This is a genomic window from Gracilibacillus phocaeensis (assembly GCF_900626275.1).
Classification (GTDB): Bacteria; Bacillota; Bacilli; order Bacillales; family Amphibacillaceae; genus Gracilibacillus; species Gracilibacillus timonensis.
In genome coordinates this window covers 1,053,980-1,069,366 of sequence record NZ_LR131145.1, presented here as the reverse complement: position 1 = coordinate 1,069,366, position 15,387 = coordinate 1,053,980, and the positions used below count along the sequence as shown (strand labels likewise).

The window sequence follows — 15,387 nt, the reverse complement described above, 5'->3', positions numbered from 1 at the left end:
GGATAAAAATGTACATAGATCGAATTAAAATAAGAAATTATAAGCAATTCAAGGATCTTGAATTAAAATTAAATCCTATTCGAAATATTTTTATTGGCGAGAACGGCGCTGGCAAAACTTCATTAATAGAGGCGATAGGACATGTTTTAGGAGCGAATGATCGCAGTATCGAAAATATAGGAATACAGTCTTTATTTAACACGGAGGTAATACATAGTTATTTAACAAGTGAAAAGAAATATGAAGATTTGCCTGTTTTAAAAATTGAGTTATTTATAGCAGACAATCATAATCGATATGAGCTAATGGGTATACATAATTCAGAGTCTGTTGAACAAAGTGGCCTTTCAATGTCATTACGGCCTAATGAGGAATATTCAAAAGAAATTGCTGACGTATTGGAAAACAGTGATATATTTCCGTTTGACTATTATAAAGTTGAATTTAAAACTTTTGATGGTAGAACTTATAATAGTTACAAACGTTATCTAAACTATTCCGTTATAGATTCAACAAAAGTAAATTCTCAACGTGCAACCCAAAGTTTTATTGAAAGTTTCTATTTAAAAGAGAAGACAAAGGAAGAGCGCGCAAAATTACAGCATCAATACAGAGAAGAAAGTCACAGGTTTTCAGAAAAAGTCCTAAAGTCAGCAGATGATTCAAATTATCAATTAAGGCTAAATACACATAAAGGTAAAGTTCTAGAAGAAAATTTGACCATTCAGAAAGATAATATAGATATTACAAATTTTGGGCGTGGGGACAGTATGTTTTTAAACATAGAGTTTGCGTTATCGCGTACTAAAGACTCAACCAATGTGATATTAATAGAAGAACCCGAAAACCATTTGAGTCATTTAAATATGCATAAATTAATACAAAGAATCGATGAATCAAATGAAAAGCAAATATTTATAGCTACGCATAGTAATATGATAGCAACCAGGTTAGACTTGCAAAATGCGCTTTTTCTAGCTGAAGGGAGAGGCGTTAAATTAAATGATTTGGATGGTGAAACTTCTCGTTTTTTTCAGAAATCACCAGACAATAATGTGTTAAATTTTATTTTATCAGATAAAGTTATACTCGTTGAAGGTGACGCAGAATATATTTTACTGAATTCCTTTTACAAAGAACTCAGAAAAGAAGATATGTATGATAATGGAATCTCTATGATTTCTGTCGGAGGTTTGTCTTTTAAAAGATATCTTGAGATTGCACTGAAACTGGGTAAAAAAGTAGCGGTTATTACGGATAATGATAGAGATTATCAAAAAAATATTCTCGATTTATATAGTGAGTATAAATATGATAATATTGAAATTTTTGCTCCAGAAAATGAAGATGAATTTACTTTCGAGGTTTGCTTGTATAAAAATAACCATACTTTTTTTGAAGAGTATCTTAAAAATCCACAAATGAGTAACGGTGTGCAAGCATATATGTTATCCAATAAAGCAGAAGCAGCTTTTCGATTACTGAATTTGTTAGAAAATGATAGTCTATATAATAAATTTGAGATTCCCACACATATAAAAGAGGCTTATCAATGGATAAACTTATGATTCATGCAGTAGCCGGTGCTGGAAAGACATCATCTCTTTTAGAACAATTAAATTCAGAAAAAAGAGTAGCAGTGATAACATATACTCAAGCAAATCAAGAGACGTTAAGACGAAAACTTATCAAAAAATTTGGTCATTTTCCTAATAATATTCACATATTTGGTTTGTTTGAGTTTTTGTATGGGTTTTGTTATAGACCATTACAATCAAAACACCCATTAAACGGCATATGTTTTGACCGCCCCCCTATGTTTTTAAAAGGATACCATAATTCATCGGGACAGATATATTCTAATCAATTGTCAAGATTTTTATTACTAGAAAAACTACCATATTTGGAAAGAATTGATTACTTTTTTGATCATCTATATATTGATGAAGTACAGGATTTAACTTCAGATGATTTTGATTGGTTAATGAGTTTGAGTGAGTTACAAATACCGGTTACGTTAGTGGGGGACTTTTATCAGTCTACGTTTGCGTCAAGCCGAAGAGGAAACAAAGGAAGAGGCGTATTTGCGACTTACAAGGAGTACAAAAATAGGTTTGCAAAAGAAGGATACTTTTTTGATGATGAATTACTAGTAGCGAGCCATCGGTGCTCAAACAGTGTAAGTTCATTCGTGACTGATAAATTAAGAATAAAAATGGATTCACACAGACAAGATAGAACACAAATAAAATATTTGGAAGATACTAAGGAAATAAAAGCCGTTTTGGATAATGATAAAGTAACGAAATTATTCTATCAAAATTCAAATAAATATTCATTGAATTGCAACAATTGGGGCAACTCTAAGGGGCTGAGTTATTCAAGTGTCTGTGTTGTTCTTAATCCAACCACTTTAAAGAAATATCCAGATAACTTGCATACATTGGCTACTCAGACGCTTAGAAAATTTTATGTAGCATGTACTCGAACAGAAGGCGATTTATATTTTATTGATCAAAGAAAAATTCCTGATGATTACAGAAAATATTAGTGAATATAAGATATGAAATATATCTCGTTGGTGTCTTTTTAGAATTAAATCGAACTGGTTTGATTCATTTAATAGTATTCAATGATAGTGGAAGTGGGTGTGTGTAGAAAGTCAGAATATTAACAAATCCATATTCTTTTGACAATGTAGGTCTTAATACTACTCATAATACTATAAACCCCAGTTCGAATTGAAAATAAAAGCAGGAATATCCACTCTTTATGTCGAAATATACTATAAAGGGGGATTTAAATGGCAAGAAAATATATTCGTTTTAACTATTTTGAAGTTAATTTAGTTCCAGCGGAGGATGCAATAAGACGGGATTTAAATGAAGATGAAGATATACCATTTCAAGCAAATGTTTGGGACATGTCCGATTTTCTAGATTATTTAATGGTGAACCGGCGGGAGATTAGTACTACCGTAGATATTGGAACAGAGTACTCTGAAGTTGAAAAAGACTCGTATCATTATGATGAACGTCGAGACCTATATAGTTTCCAGTTATCCAAATTAAGAGAAACTAACATACCTTCCAAAAAGAAATTCGGAGAGATTAAAGAAGATATTTTGTTGGACCAAGATGAGTATATTGGAGAATTTAATAGCATAGTATTTGATAATACATATAAGGCTTTAATAATGCAATCTAATTTATATGGTTTATCTGTTGCACAGACAGAACATGTTCTAACACAACTGAGATTTAAATATTTGGATAGAATGGGAAGAACTGAAGAAGTTCCTTTGGTCGTGAAACTAAACCCAATTATTGATAATTCCAAGGTGCAAAAAGTTATTGAATCGGATTATTTTAAAAAGATAAGACTCAAGGGCTCCGATTTTATGATGGATGCTGCATTAGATGATGACAGTCTATTAACCGATGCCAGAAGATTGTTACACCAAAGTAGCGGACTTAATATCGATATTACCATATCCCTAGGAAGGACGGAAAGAACCTCTTCACTAAATCAAGAGTATGTTCAGTCAGCTATTCGAAGATTTGAAGCCATTGGAGAATCAAAACCCAAGATGGAAGTTACTGCACTGTATGATGAAGAGGCTGATGTAGAAACTATAAACCTGATAGAACCAAGAATGACTGTTCGCGTTTCAGTGGATGTAGCACCACGACAAACTGTTGGTCACGAGTATCTATATCAAACTTTTCTTGAGATTTTTGATACACAAAGATATGAGTTAAGAAGAGTATTGGTTCGTTAGAGTAACTACTATAAGGAGGCTGAGGACAAAAAATGGAGAAATTATTAGATACACTAGAGGGCGTTTGGGAAAAACATTCTAATTTAATTTCTGTTTTTTTTAGTTTGATGACAGCCTTTTTATACTTTTTTACTATAATAGACGGAATTAGAGAAACGGTTAGTAATATCATAACATTTTCATCTATTGTAATAGGTGTGAACGGAGTTTTCTTAACTTTACTAATAACATTACAAGAGAGCCCTGCCTTCTCAAGGTTGAAACATTTAATGCCTTCATTTCAGACAAGATTATATATAAGCCTTAGAAAGTTAATCCATCATGGTTTAATTGTTGTAACTCTTTCTATAATAATATCCTTATTGCCGCCATCCCCAGGAAGGATATATTCTGCCATTGGAGTTGCAATGTGGTCCTATTTTTTTTGGTCAATGACAATTGGTTCCTTTCATTCAGTTAAATTGGTAACAGATATAATTGTGAAAAACTTTGATATACCAACAAGAAAGATTCAAAAATAATCAAGGAGCGTTTGTTGTTATTGTATACTGATTCTGTGTTGTCAAAAGTTAAAAGTTATTGAGAGCATCTAAAATTTAAGTTGGAAGGCTTAATTGTTCAAGTTATTTAAGATATCTTTCCTGTGATAACGCTTAAAGACTCGCTTTAACAAAAAAGATATATGTCCTATTTCATTTTTTGCTTGCTTTGTAAATCTGTGGATAATTCCACGTAACATACAAGTAGCATACAAAAGTGCCTGCAAGCCTTGATTTTACTAACTCCCACAGTTCTCGAAACGTTAATATCAGTGTTTACAGCACTTCTCATTTATTTGGGGAGTGCTTTTTTGTATGATTTAAATTTTAAACACTATGCCAACTTACCCCTTCATTCTTTTCACCCACTTTTTAGCATCGTTTCCACTGCAGATAGACGGATAAATTCTCTATATTTGATATGCTTGTGTTTAATCTCAGATAGTAACTCAAAATAAAAATAATGTGATAAATAAGGTAGCTAGTACGACTATGCATCCAATTAAAAAACTTATTATAACAATTTGCGCAGAGTGCCTTGTTTGGTTTTTTTGATGATATAGTAAAGTGGATTTAAGGATAGTGTAAAATGTCATTAGTTCGATTAACAAAACAAATACCTTAAATAATGGAACATATACTTCCAATCTTCTACCTCCTCACTTCGAAAAAACATGCATGCGTGTATATCTTTATCATACAGGTTTAAATGCTTAAAATCTTCTAATTTATTAAATGATTTGTAAGATATATTTTGAAATAGAACTCTGGATTGACAATATTCCATAATAAATGATGGAAGCTGAAAAAAGTTGGGCAAGCTATGGATACAAAAAAACAAATGTTGGTGAATTGTGTACAAAGGCAGGTATCTCTAAGGGAGCTTTTTACTTATTTTTTAACTCTAAGGAATCATTGTTTTGTAGCGTGTTGGATACTATCCAAGAAAGACTGATACATCTGGTGAATCAAACGCTTTCTAAAACGCCAACTAAAGAAGATATTTGTCTTATGCTCAAGCAAGTATACCTGGAATATGATCAAACCAATATCCTCTCACAACGCAACAGTTCAGAATTTACCACTTTTTTAAATCGAGCTCCTCAAGAATGGAAAGAAAAAAGTCAAATAATCAATGATGATTTTATTTCAGCAACCAATTTCAACTCCAATCTCCAATTGAAGATGGACAAGCAAAAGGCAATGGGAATATTTAATGCTCTTCTTTCCATAGTGACAAATAAAGAAACGATTGGATACGATCATTTTGAAGTGTTTGATACCCTGCTTGAAAGTGTCATGGATAAGATTTATGAGTAGTGTGATGAAGTGATTTGTTTCATTGTCAAATTCATATTATTTTAGATAGGAGAATGGTAATGAAAAACTATAATGAGAAATTGCTGAAGTTATCAAAACATATGGCAAAAGATAATATCCAAACAGCGCGGGATACCGCAACGAGATTAACTCGTCCATCTAAAGCTACTCGCATTGGCTCGTGGGTTGGAACATCCCTAGGAAAAGGAGCTTTATGTGTTGGTATCTAGGGGTTGCTTTAGGAAAAGGAGTGTTAGGAGCTGGCGGATTAGTAGCTGGAGTTATCGCGATCGCATCCAATGTTAAAAATCTAAAAAAATGAAAAAGAATGACCAATTTGTAATGGTTTATTTATATTTTAAGCATTACCTGTTATAATGGAAAACAACGTGAAGCATTAATAAAGGAGAAGACAGCTTGGCTAATGAGATGATTTGTTTAGATGTGATCAACACGATGTGGTATGACTATCGTGGAACAGGGAAATCGGAGGATCGCTTAACTAATCCTAAATGGGTAGCCTATTTTATGAAGGATTGGGATATAGCTCATTTGTCTTATCCATCCGATTCAATCATTCGTGAATTGCAACATTTACGTCAACTTATGCGAGGTATTTTACAAAAAACGACCCAGAATCAATTACCATCAGTAGAGGCATTAACCCAATTAAATAGGTTTATGGATAAAGCAAAACGAAGTCCCAAGCTGTTCAAAAAGGAAGATCATTATGAATTAAATTTCGTATCTGATCAACAGGACTGGGACGCATTTATCTCGGAAATTGCTCTATCATTTGCTGAATTATTCACAAACGGAGAATACAAGCGGGTGAAGTTTTGCAAGAATGAGGATTGTCGCTGGGTCTTTCACGATAACACGAAAAATGGGCGCAAGCATTGGTGCAGTAATGATACCTGTGGGAACCTATCCAGGGTACGAAAGCATAGACGGGAGGAAAAGTAATGCATACGAAAGAGGTTATATTAGCGCAATTAGCGGCGGTTCACGATCAGAATGGTTGGTTTGTTTCAATGACATCAGCATTACAAGGTGTAAGCGAGGCAGAAGCGACGTGGAGGAATCACCCAGACGCCAATACAATATGGGGCATCGTCCATCATTTACTCTACTATAACCAAGGTTATTTAAACCGTTTTAAAGGTACTGGGGGAACGCGTTTTACCATTGCTACCAATGATCAAACTTTTGACAACTTAGAGGGGTACACGTGGGAGGAAGCATTACGTTCAATAGATCAAGTGATGCAGGAGTGGAGACAGGTGATTAAGGAGGCTTCGTATGAGCATTTTAACGAAAAAGTGGAGGACCTTACGCATTTAATGATTCATAACGCTTACCATATTGGGCAAATAGTCGATATTCGAAAACAACAAGGAACTTGGAACGCAGAATTTGGTGTAGATTAAGAGGAAGGGCTGGTAGATATCATGATTATTCCTTTACAAGAAGCCTTTAATTTCAAGGCTGCGATAACGGATTATGGCTGGTGGATGTTGGCACCCAATGATTGGCATCATCAAGATCATCTATTTTATCGTCCTATCCAATTAAGCAATGGAAAAAATGTATTACTGTGTATTGCCAAACACGATCAGTATTTGCAGATTGAAACGGAAACCGATATGCCTTTAACATCAAATGATAGAGAGGAAGTGAAGGATCAAGTAGCATGGATGTTTAGATTAGATGATACCTTTGAGTCATTTTATGCTCTCTGTCACGATTTTGAGGAGTTGTTACATATTCCTGCCAACAGACAGGGGCGTCTTTTGCGTTCGCCTACTCTTTTTGAAGATGTAGTGAAAGTCATATTAACAACCAACACAAGATGGAAGCAGACCATGAATATGGTGAGTAAGCTGGTGAATGAATTGGGTGAACCCGTTGCAACGAACCATCCGCAGGCGTTCCAAACTTTTCCCACACCAGAAACCGTGTTAGCGGCAGGTGAATCATATCTGAAAGAACAGGTGCGAGTGGGGTATCGCAGTCCCTATATCATAGACGCCGCTACCAAGGCTTTAGATCCTGCTTTTGATCTGGAATCTTATCAATCGCCACAAGCTGATATTACAAAATTAAAAGATATCAAAGGCATAGGGCCTTATGCTTTTAACACACTGTCTATGTTGCTTGGGAAATATGATTTACTCCCCATCGATTCAGAATATAAAGCGCACGTAATCAGCAAATACTTTAATGGGGAACCACCTTCGAAGCGAAAATTGGAAAGCGTGTACGATAAGTGGGGGAATTATAAATTTCTTGCTTATTGGTATGATATATACTCCTAGAAAAGCTGTATAGCTAACCTATTTTTGCACTAACTGTCCGTACGCCCCACTGATGGCATTTTGACTTTATGTGTAATGATGATAAAATGAAGCAAGAGGAGAGGGTTAGTGTGGATGTGATTTTCCTGCTTATTATTGGCTTTCTAGGAATGATCGTTGTGATAGTCGGCTTTATCCGTATAATGTTTAATAGATTAAATAGATCACACCAAGAACTAAAAAAAGAAATAGAACAATTGAAGCGTGAGAAAAACCATAATGTTTGATGGAATGGGATGAAGAATAGGTGTCATTACTGAATCGTCTCTGCGTGTTGCGGCAATCCAGAGCTGATTGGGAATGGCGATTTGGAATACTATCTTCCATCACCAGATTTCATCTCCTTCTGGTTTTCCAAAATCAAGCTCCTCGTGCTCGTTTTCTTCTGTAACGTCCGCCATTAGTTCTTCTAACCTTGGTACTTGATCAATTGGTTTCACGAGTATCCCTTTTTCCTTTTGCTCCAATATAATTTCCGTTCCATTTTCAAGTCCGTATTTTTTCGCCATTTTATAAGGGATACGGACACCAATACTATTACCCCATTTTTGAGCCTTGGTTGTCATATAGAATGCCCCCTTATTTTTATTTCCTTCCATTATATCACTTCTGATTATATATCTTCTTTGTTTAATCTCTTACTTTTATTTTTCTAATTTATTACCAATAATCATGAGCTATTTACTCATTCTCCTTTACCCTCAAACTACTATTGGCCACTTTCTTCATCACTCCCAAGATCACAGCCACCTCTACAACAATCGCCAGCAGTAACAGAAAAATAGTATCTACATATACAACGAGACTAATCACTGGAATCATTAGCATACTGATAACGGCAGTGAGGATGGTCGCTTTACTCTGTTTCACTACTTCCATGTCATTACTCCATGTATAGGATGGGAAGGACAAGTTGACGAAAAAACCAAACACACTAATTAAGCATAACGTTAGTAACATAAAGACTGTTAGGCAGAGTAAGTAAGGTAGGCTGACATGAAATATGCTATCGTACACGATGACCGTTAATACCAAACCAGGTAAAAATAAAATAGTATTTAACAAGATTTTCGCGAATGCCATGTTGATGAGACGGATTGGAGCAACGATCATGACCCAGACATTGCTACCTTCGAATGAAAGGCTACAAGAGGTAGTAGTTGTCAGAACGAGCAATAGGAACGTTACCATGGTAAATAAATCTTGAGCCGTGATTGTTAAACCGATTATATCATAAGAAAAAGAATGCACATGGGGAATAATTCCCATTAAGAGACATATATTCCCTGCCACCATTATAACCGGGGTCAAAATTGTATTACTGACATAAGTAAGGGAAGAAAAGTATAACCTGAATTCCTTCGACAATAACGCAAGGATGGGTTTTTGCACCGTCCACCTTGTATTGGTATGTCTTTGTTTTCGCTGTTTGTTTTTTTGACTAACAAGAAAATCATGAAAGTAAACAAATGCAATGATGGTGATCCAACTGGTAACTATCACAAGTACGATTAACCAGATAAGATTCCATAAAAAAGGAATAGCAGTTAGAGAATATTGCAAAATAGAAGCGTCGATAAACCAGTCTTTATAATCGATAGACCTTGCGTTCACGATCGTATAAAGAAGTGGTGCCACAAAAAGTCCTAGAGTGAGGATAGACTCTATGACATGATGACGACATCTGATAAGTGTAAGCAAGCTGCGCACAAGCAATGAAAGTAAAAAGGTTACATTGGTCGCCAGCAGTGGGATAATCACACTCAACAATAACACCAAAAGCAGTACCAAGACATAATGGTTGATAAAAGAAATCGTTATAAGGTATCCAAATAGCAGTACTACAAAGGTGAGAAAAATAGAAATCAAATACTTGCTACCAAGCGGGAGAAGCTTAGCTTGCCAGCTTTTTATCGGCAAGCTAAAAATAAAGTCACTGTCTTTACTCTCGATAACCTCATCAAATCCACTAAGCGTATGCCATATGCCAAACACCCAAAACAAGATCGAGGCTAATAAAACAAAAAAAGTTTCGATGTTATGACTGGTCTGTAGATCGATGGCGATAAATAGCACATATCCTAAAAACATGAAGAGAGCGGCTGTGTAACCTGAAATGGTGTACATGGCATATTTTCGTACCTCCTTGTTGGAGCTATTCAAGTTAGCCAGTCTCAGTTGATTTTTTAGGCGAAATAAACCTAATAACTTAAGACGTTTCATGCGACGTTACCTCCCTAAAGCGTTCATATAGTGATGCGTGTTCGGTGATATTTTGCATCGTATCGTTTACAACGACTTCTCCCTGATTTAAAATCATCAATTTATTACATACTTTTTCAGCAACTTCAAGCACATGGGTCGAATATAAGATGATGGCCCCCTTTTTGGCTCTGTTTTTCATTTCATGGATCAAAAAGTGGGTGGCATTTGGATCTAAACCAACAAATGGTTCATCCAAAATAATTAGTCTGGGGTTATGGATGAATAATGAAATAAGCACTAGTCTTTGCTTCATTCCATGTGAATAACTAGATACCAGTTCATGCACAGCACTTTCAAATTCTAGTTCTTTAAGTAAATAGGCTAAGCTCTTATTTAGCTCCTCTTCCTCTAGTTTGTAGAGAGAAGCAATCAGCTCAATATAGGCTTTCCCTGTCATATGTGGATAGACAGTGGGAGTATCTGGAGAATAGCCAATCATCGCCTTAAATTGTTCGGGGTTCTCGTTTAATTTGGTATCAAACAGCGTGATGTCCCCTTGATCAAATGAGTGGATGCCGACAATCGATTTAATCGTGGTCGTTTTTCCCGCGCCATTCGCCCCGATAAAAGCACAGATATCGCCTTGCTGCAATGTTAGGGATACGTTTTTCACTCCTTTATGAGATCCTTTATATGTTTTACTTACGTTTTTAATGGATAACATGCTCGATTCCTCCTATACTCGTTGGATAAAAAGCTTGGCTATATACATATTGGTAATCAAATAGACGATGGGTGCGATTAGTAACAGAAAATTAGCATTGCCTGTTTGCAGAAGTAGGTCTTCTGCTAAGGTCAGAACTCCACTCGGCAAGAACAACGAAAGGGTGTCATTAAGATTTCCTAGTAAGAGCAAAACCATCGATAGTAAAATGGTGGCAACACCGATAAATAACGAACTTTTTATCATCGTGCTAAACAACACGGCTAAACTTACGATGAAAAAAATCCATACACTATAACAGATCAGGTAGCCTAAAAAATCAACGATCGCGTAAGAACCAAATAGATATACCGTGTAAAAATAGGAAATAAATGAACCTATTGCCATACATACCATGCTGATCAACCAATTTCCCAGCAGTTTGGAACTGATATACTGCAAACTGGATACAGGTCTTGTGAAAATAAAGCCTTGCACACCACTATTTTTTTCGTTGGCGATCATTCCCATAAAACTGATAATAAGTACGATTAATCCGATTTGATTAAATTGACCGGAAAAAGTAGCGAGTAACACTTCATTGGCTTTGGGATCAGAGGCATTTGGATCGATCATGATCCCTTCCACACCTCCGACATTTTCCAGGATGACGTCCATGTATTTATCAATTAATGGCTGTGTGACGCCAAGAATGGTGAAAAATAAGGTTAACCAAATCAATTTGATATTTCTAACGGCTTCCAGCAACTCCACTTTTAATAAAATAGATATATTCCTCATGCTTCGGACACCAACTCTAAAAATATTTTTTCTACATTCTTCTTGTCATATGCTAGAGCATGAATTTCGACGTTATGTTGATCCAATGTTTCAACAAGATGTTGGAAAAGGATAGGTTCGTTACTCGTGATCAAATATTGCCCAGGTTTGATCTCTTGTACGGTGTACCATTCATTTAATGGTGCAGGTGGTATCGCAGAGGTCTCTAGATATACTTGTTTTTTGTTGATCGTTTCCGCTTGATTGGTGATGTTTCCAATAATCTTCCCGCTTTTGATAATAAGATAGCGATCACAGAACTCGCTGGCATCATCTAAGATATGGGTGGATAGTAGAATCGTCGTATAGGCTTTTAATTTTTTGATTAAATGCTTGATTTCATTTCTACCAACTGGATCCAGCGCAGATACAGGTTCATCTAAGATTAACAGTTTGGGCTGATGTAAAATGGCTTGTGCTATCCCCAGCCTCTGTTTCATTCCTCCCGATAGTTCTTCCACCTTATGACTGTTTTTATCTTTAAGCCCTACGTCTGTCAACATGTCATCTATATGAGCATCAAGATATCTTTTTCGTAAACCAGATAAACTGCCAAAAAATCGTAAAGCTTCTTCGCAAGTCATCCACTGTTTAAAATCGGTATGCTGTGACAAATAGCCGATATCGTTCTTACGTGTTAAAATATCTTTGCCATGAAAGGTAATATCACCACCTTCATAAGTGATAATCCCCGTCATACATTTAATCAGTGTCGTTTTTCCCGCGCCGTTTGGCCCCAATAAGCCTATGCACTCTCCTTCCGTGATATCAAACGTAATATCTTTCAATATCTGTCTCCCTCGAAAAGACTTGTTCACTTTATCAATAGCGATCATTTTTTAACATCCTCCTGCCAATAACAAGATAAATAATAGGTCCAATGGTGTTTAATAATACAATGATAATCAACCAAATGATGGGATGATGAATGAGCTTTCTACGACGATACAAATCAATTAGTGCAACAACTAAAAGTAAAAAATGCAGCACGAGAATCGGAATTACTAAAGGTAAAATCGCCGCCCAATCTACGTTAAATAACGCGCGAATATCCGTATTCAAATCGTTTCCTCCTCTTTTATTATCATTATTGATAATGATAATATTACTGTACTTTTTCTTAAAAATCAAGTAAAATAAGTGATAAAGAAAGGCTGGTGAACAATTTGGAATTCAAACTATTTAAAAATCAGATACGTTTTAAAATAGCTTTAGCGTTAATTGATAAAGAAGAAGGATTATCGATCTTGCAGCTAAATCAATTATTGGAAGATGTACCACAGGCGACGTTATATCGGCATATGAACGCCATGTTTGAAGATGGCTTGGTGAAGATTGTAAATACGAAGAAAACACGCTCCGGAGAAGAAAAATTTTACGCCATCTATGCGGAAACCTATAAGATTAACGAGGAAGAATGGAACCAGGCCAGTTATGATGAAAAGGTGAATTTTGTCACTTTTTATTTTATGTATGTTCTTCAAGCCTATCAGAGCTATCATAAGACCATGGATGGAAAAAAAGATGAGACAACCTTTTCCCTTGCAAAACTTCACTTGGATGAAGACAAATTTGAAGATTTCCAGTCAGAACTGAATGCTTTATTTAATAAATATTATGAGGAATCAGAAAAGGATAGCAACAAAGAAAGAACGGTCTCGCTGGTTATTATTCCATGAGGTTTCAGGGGTTACGCCATGGGGCAGGGGGAGATCTAATGATTATTATGATAGAAATTTTGCAAGTACTTGCTATAGCATTGTTGGTTTTCAGCTCATTTATGTATCTGAATGATTTAAACAAAAGGAAGAAACAAAGGAAATGGTCCACTTTTGAATCCGTCATGTTTGTCATACTGCAGGTGGCTATTCTTATGCTTGTGGTCAGTTGGTTGGTTCAGGCTTTTATGGATTAGTAACATCAATACTTAGCATTAATGATTATCCCATGAGAAGAGAGGATCGAAACAGGATGAAATCTGTCATTTTTGATATGGATGGTACATTATTTCAAACCAATAAAATATTAGAGTTAGCGCTGGAGGATACGTTCAACCACTTGACTTCTTTAGGTCAGTGGGAAGGTGCTATACCTCTCGACAAATTCCGTGACATAATGGGAGTACCCTTGCCGGAAGTATGGGCAACACTGCTGCCTAATCACTCCATCGAGGGAAGAGAACAAATCAATGATTATTTTCAAAAGAGCTTAGTGGAAAATACAAATAGTGGAAAAGGTGCATTATATCCCAATGTAGAGCAGATATTTGCGCATTTAGTAAATAGCGGTTTTTCCCTATTTATTGCTAGTAATGGAGTGCCTGCATATTTAAACGCCATTGTTGATTATTATCAGTTAGACAATTGGGTTTCAGAGACATTTAGTATAGAACAAATAGAATCGTACATTGAGACTCCCACGACTAAAGTCGCAAGCCCTAAACCTTATGGTTTAACGGGTGGGATTCTTGAATGACTAAACGTTCGCAGTCCATTTCTGTTTTGAACAGCCTTCAAGATGAGGGTATCTCATTACCCTTCCTAAGACAGTGCATATAGCATCTTAGGCTGATTGACTGTTACCATCAATCACAGGTGCATAACGAATATTCATAGCACCGACTAAATCACGATGTTTTTTGAATCCACATTTACACGTATATTTTCGATCTTGTGCCTTATTCTTTTCAAAACATGTAGGGCATGTTTGACTTGTGTATGCAGGATTCACATATTCCACTTTAATACCTTCTAAATTCGCTTTGTATTCAATGAATTGAGATAGACGATAGAATGACCAGCTGTGCAGGTTCTTTTCGTTTTTACGGCTTGTTCTTGCCGTCTGTCTAATATTCGCTAATTGTTCTAAACGAATGACAGAAACCCTATTATCTTTTGCAAAATTTACGATGGCACGACTAACCTGATGGTCTTGGTCTTTCATCCATCGTTGTTCCTTGTCCTTTGAATTGCGAATAGCATTTAACTTTTTTCTTTTGCCTAATGCTTTGCGTTCAGAACGGAATTTTCGTTTCACGTATTTATTTTGTCTGCCATTACCAAAGAAGCGTATCTTTTCATCATCTGTTACAGCAACAGCAGGTACTTTTAAACCTAAGTCTACACCCATGACTTTTAAACCTGTTCCTTGAACGGTAGGTATAGTGACAGAAATTTGTGCCATCCATTTATTCGCTTTCTTTGTGATACGAAGTGTGCCTAGTTTGTGTTTCAGCAAATCCATGTTACGGTTATCCTTATCCATGAATAAGGCACGTATAGGTATTTTCTTCGCTTTCCCATCCATCATAATCGGCATGGAAATGTGCGTAGAATCAAAAGAATAGTTTTGGTTATTCCAAACACATACAGTTTTTTTGAGTATAGGAATAACTTTGTACTTACTCTTCTTCCCTTTTTTAAATACGCTTTTAGCATCTTTGATTGCTTGATTTTTAACCGCACTCGGCAAAGATACAGAAATATCTTTACTTGACTTCTTTGTGCTTTTCTTTTCATCAACCATTTCAGAAACGAGCGTATTGATTACAGAAATATACGTTTTACTCATTTCCGACAAAATAGAAGCTTGTTCTTTTGTAGGTATCAATTTAATTTTTATCGTTATTGTCTGTGACACATC

19 protein-coding genes and 1 pseudogene are annotated in these 15,387 nt (G+C 35.7%); 13 read left to right on the top strand and 7 right to left on the bottom strand.

Annotated elements, in window-relative coordinates; translation table 11 throughout:
• Positions 1 to 8: 8 nt before the first annotated feature.
• From E0E32_RS21110 to E0E32_RS22455, 10 genes are all read left to right on the top strand, one after another.
• Positions 9 to 1,568, top strand: coding sequence for an ATP-dependent nuclease (locus E0E32_RS21110; RefSeq protein ID WP_130860765.1), 1,560 nt, complete (start codon positions 9 to 11; stop codon positions 1,566 to 1,568).
• Complete coding sequence (locus E0E32_RS21105; RefSeq protein ID WP_130860763.1) at positions 1,553 to 2,551, top strand: DEAD/DEAH box helicase family protein; 999 nt, start codon at positions 1,553 to 1,555, stop codon at positions 2,549 to 2,551. Before E0E32_RS21110 ends, E0E32_RS21105 begins: the two co-directional genes overlap by 16 nt.
• Positions 2,552 to 2,803: 252 nt before the next feature.
• Positions 2,804 to 3,781 (top strand): DUF6731 family protein, encoded by a 978-nt coding sequence (locus E0E32_RS21100; RefSeq protein ID WP_130860761.1) that lies wholly within the window; start codon positions 2,804 to 2,806, stop codon positions 3,779 to 3,781.
• Between the two features lie 32 nt (positions 3,782 to 3,813).
• The gene (locus tag E0E32_RS21095; protein WP_130860759.1) at positions 3,814 to 4,302 is read left to right on the top strand and encodes a hypothetical protein; all 489 of its coding nucleotides are present in this window, start codon (positions 3,814 to 3,816) and stop codon (positions 4,300 to 4,302) included.
• A gap of 813 nt (positions 4,303 to 5,115) precedes the next feature.
• Positions 5,116 to 5,640 carry a TetR/AcrR family transcriptional regulator gene (locus E0E32_RS21090; RefSeq protein ID WP_207302308.1) on the top strand — a complete coding sequence of 175 codons (525 nt, stop codon included), beginning with the start codon at positions 5,116 to 5,118 and terminating at the stop codon, positions 5,638 to 5,640.
• A gap of 59 nt (positions 5,641 to 5,699) precedes the next feature.
• Positions 5,700 to 5,870: a hypothetical protein gene (locus E0E32_RS22460; RefSeq protein WP_165445120.1), complete on the top strand. Its 171-nt coding sequence runs from the start codon at positions 5,700 to 5,702 to the stop codon at positions 5,868 to 5,870.
• 187 nt (positions 5,871 to 6,057) lie between these two features.
• Positions 6,058 to 6,606 carry a CGNR zinc finger domain-containing protein gene (locus tag E0E32_RS21085; protein ID WP_130860757.1) on the top strand — a complete coding sequence of 183 codons (549 nt, stop codon included), beginning with the start codon at positions 6,058 to 6,060 and terminating at the stop codon, positions 6,604 to 6,606.
• The gene (locus tag E0E32_RS21080) at positions 6,606 to 7,070 is read left to right on the top strand and encodes a DinB family protein (RefSeq protein WP_130860756.1); all 465 of its coding nucleotides are present in this window, start codon (positions 6,606 to 6,608) and stop codon (positions 7,068 to 7,070) included. Before E0E32_RS21085 ends, E0E32_RS21080 begins: the two co-directional genes overlap by 1 nt.
• Before the next feature lie 21 nt (positions 7,071 to 7,091).
• Positions 7,092 to 7,958: a DNA-3-methyladenine glycosylase family protein gene (locus E0E32_RS21075; protein ID WP_130860755.1), complete on the top strand. Its 867-nt coding sequence runs from the start codon at positions 7,092 to 7,094 to the stop codon at positions 7,956 to 7,958.
• Between the two features lie 86 nt (positions 7,959 to 8,044).
• The gene (locus E0E32_RS22455) at positions 8,045 to 8,224 is read left to right on the top strand and encodes a hypothetical protein (RefSeq protein ID WP_165445119.1); all 180 of its coding nucleotides are present in this window, start codon (positions 8,045 to 8,047) and stop codon (positions 8,222 to 8,224) included.
• A 99-nt stretch (positions 8,225 to 8,323) separates the two neighbouring features.
• Here E0E32_RS22455 and E0E32_RS21070 read toward each other — a convergent pair whose 3' ends face one another.
• From E0E32_RS21070 to E0E32_RS21045, 6 genes are all read right to left on the bottom strand, one after another.
• A complete protein-coding gene (locus E0E32_RS21070; RefSeq protein WP_130860754.1) occupies positions 8,324 to 8,563 on the bottom strand; it encodes an AbrB/MazE/SpoVT family DNA-binding domain-containing protein in 240 nt (79 codons plus the stop codon).
• Between the two features lie 115 nt (positions 8,564 to 8,678).
• The gene (locus E0E32_RS21065; protein WP_130860753.1) at positions 8,679 to 10,220 is read right to left on the bottom strand and encodes a permease-like membrane multi-spanning protein; all 1,542 of its coding nucleotides are present in this window, start codon (positions 10,218 to 10,220) and stop codon (positions 8,679 to 8,681) included.
• Positions 10,207 to 10,926, bottom strand: coding sequence for an ABC transporter ATP-binding protein (locus tag E0E32_RS21060; protein ID WP_130860752.1), 720 nt, complete (start codon positions 10,924 to 10,926; stop codon positions 10,207 to 10,209). The genes E0E32_RS21065 and E0E32_RS21060 overlap by 14 nt, the downstream gene beginning before the upstream one ends.
• Before the next feature lie 12 nt (positions 10,927 to 10,938).
• Entirely contained in the window at positions 10,939 to 11,706 is a 768-nt protein-coding gene (locus E0E32_RS21055; RefSeq protein ID WP_130860751.1) for an ABC transporter permease, read from the bottom strand.
• Positions 11,703 to 12,581 carry an ABC transporter ATP-binding protein gene (locus E0E32_RS21050; protein ID WP_130860750.1) on the bottom strand — a complete coding sequence of 293 codons (879 nt, stop codon included), beginning with the start codon at positions 12,579 to 12,581 and terminating at the stop codon, positions 11,703 to 11,705. The genes E0E32_RS21055 and E0E32_RS21050 overlap by 4 nt, the downstream gene beginning before the upstream one ends.
• Positions 12,568 to 12,807, bottom strand: coding sequence for a PLDc N-terminal domain-containing protein (locus E0E32_RS21045; protein WP_130860749.1), 240 nt, complete (start codon positions 12,805 to 12,807; stop codon positions 12,568 to 12,570). Before E0E32_RS21045 ends, E0E32_RS21050 begins: the two co-directional genes overlap by 14 nt.
• Positions 12,808 to 12,911: 104 nt before the next feature.
• Between E0E32_RS21045 and E0E32_RS21040 the strand changes: the two genes are divergently transcribed.
• From E0E32_RS21040 to E0E32_RS21030, 3 genes and pseudogenes are all read left to right on the top strand, one after another.
• Positions 12,912 to 13,424, top strand: coding sequence for a helix-turn-helix domain-containing protein (locus E0E32_RS21040; RefSeq protein ID WP_130860748.1), 513 nt, complete (start codon positions 12,912 to 12,914; stop codon positions 13,422 to 13,424).
• 38 nt (positions 13,425 to 13,462) lie between these two features.
• Positions 13,463 to 13,660: a hypothetical protein gene (locus tag E0E32_RS21035; RefSeq protein WP_130860747.1), complete on the top strand. Its 198-nt coding sequence runs from the start codon at positions 13,463 to 13,465 to the stop codon at positions 13,658 to 13,660.
• 56 nt (positions 13,661 to 13,716) lie between these two features.
• Positions 13,717 to 14,187 (top strand): annotated as a pseudogene (locus E0E32_RS21030) (HAD hydrolase-like protein); the annotation flags it as partial.
• Positions 14,188 to 14,307: 120 nt separating this feature from the next.
• Here the strand turns inward: E0E32_RS21030 and E0E32_RS21025 are convergent.
• Positions 14,308 to 15,384, bottom strand: a complete 1,077-nt coding sequence (locus tag E0E32_RS21025; RefSeq protein ID WP_130860745.1) for an RNA-guided endonuclease InsQ/TnpB family protein — start codon at positions 15,382 to 15,384, stop codon at positions 14,308 to 14,310.
• Between the last annotated feature and the right edge of the window lie 3 nt (positions 15,385 to 15,387).

What these genes read in the sequence shown, in the direction of transcription:
- E0E32_RS21110 (WP_130860765.1), top strand. Translation starts at nt 9, where the DNA reads ATGTACATAGATCGAATTAAAATAAGAAATTATAAGCAATTCAAGGAT.
- E0E32_RS21105 (WP_130860763.1), top strand. Translation starts at nt 1,553, where the DNA reads ATGGATAAACTTATGATTCATGCAGTAGCCGGTGCTGGAAAGACATCA.
- E0E32_RS21100 (WP_130860761.1), top strand. Translation starts at nt 2,804, where the DNA reads ATGGCAAGAAAATATATTCGTTTTAACTATTTTGAAGTTAATTTAGTT.
- E0E32_RS21095 (WP_130860759.1), top strand. Translation starts at nt 3,814, where the DNA reads ATGGAGAAATTATTAGATACACTAGAGGGCGTTTGGGAAAAACATTCT.
- E0E32_RS21090 (WP_207302308.1), top strand. Translation starts at nt 5,116, where the DNA reads ATGGAAGCTGAAAAAAGTTGGGCAAGCTATGGATACAAAAAAACAAAT.
- E0E32_RS22460 (WP_165445120.1), top strand. Translation starts at nt 5,700, where the DNA reads ATGAAAAACTATAATGAGAAATTGCTGAAGTTATCAAAACATATGGCA.
- E0E32_RS21080 (WP_130860756.1), top strand. Translation starts at nt 6,606, where the DNA reads ATGCATACGAAAGAGGTTATATTAGCGCAATTAGCGGCGGTTCACGAT.
- E0E32_RS21075 (WP_130860755.1), top strand. Translation starts at nt 7,092, where the DNA reads ATGATTATTCCTTTACAAGAAGCCTTTAATTTCAAGGCTGCGATAACG.
- E0E32_RS22455 (WP_165445119.1), top strand. Translation starts at nt 8,045, where the DNA reads ATGAAGCAAGAGGAGAGGGTTAGTGTGGATGTGATTTTCCTGCTTATT.
- E0E32_RS21070 (WP_130860754.1), bottom strand. Translation starts at nt 8,563, where the DNA reads ATGACAACCAAGGCTCAAAAATGGGGTAATAGTATTGGTGTCCGTATC.
- E0E32_RS21065 (WP_130860753.1), bottom strand. Translation starts at nt 10,220, where the DNA reads ATGAAACGTCTTAAGTTATTAGGTTTATTTCGCCTAAAAAATCAACTG.
- E0E32_RS21060 (WP_130860752.1), bottom strand. Translation starts at nt 10,926, where the DNA reads ATGTTATCCATTAAAAACGTAAGTAAAACATATAAAGGATCTCATAAA.
- E0E32_RS21055 (WP_130860751.1), bottom strand. Translation starts at nt 11,706, where the DNA reads ATGAGGAATATATCTATTTTATTAAAAGTGGAGTTGCTGGAAGCCGTT.
- E0E32_RS21050 (WP_130860750.1), bottom strand. Translation starts at nt 12,581, where the DNA reads ATGATCGCTATTGATAAAGTGAACAAGTCTTTTCGAGGGAGACAGATA.
- E0E32_RS21035 (WP_130860747.1), top strand. Translation starts at nt 13,463, where the DNA reads ATGATTATTATGATAGAAATTTTGCAAGTACTTGCTATAGCATTGTTG.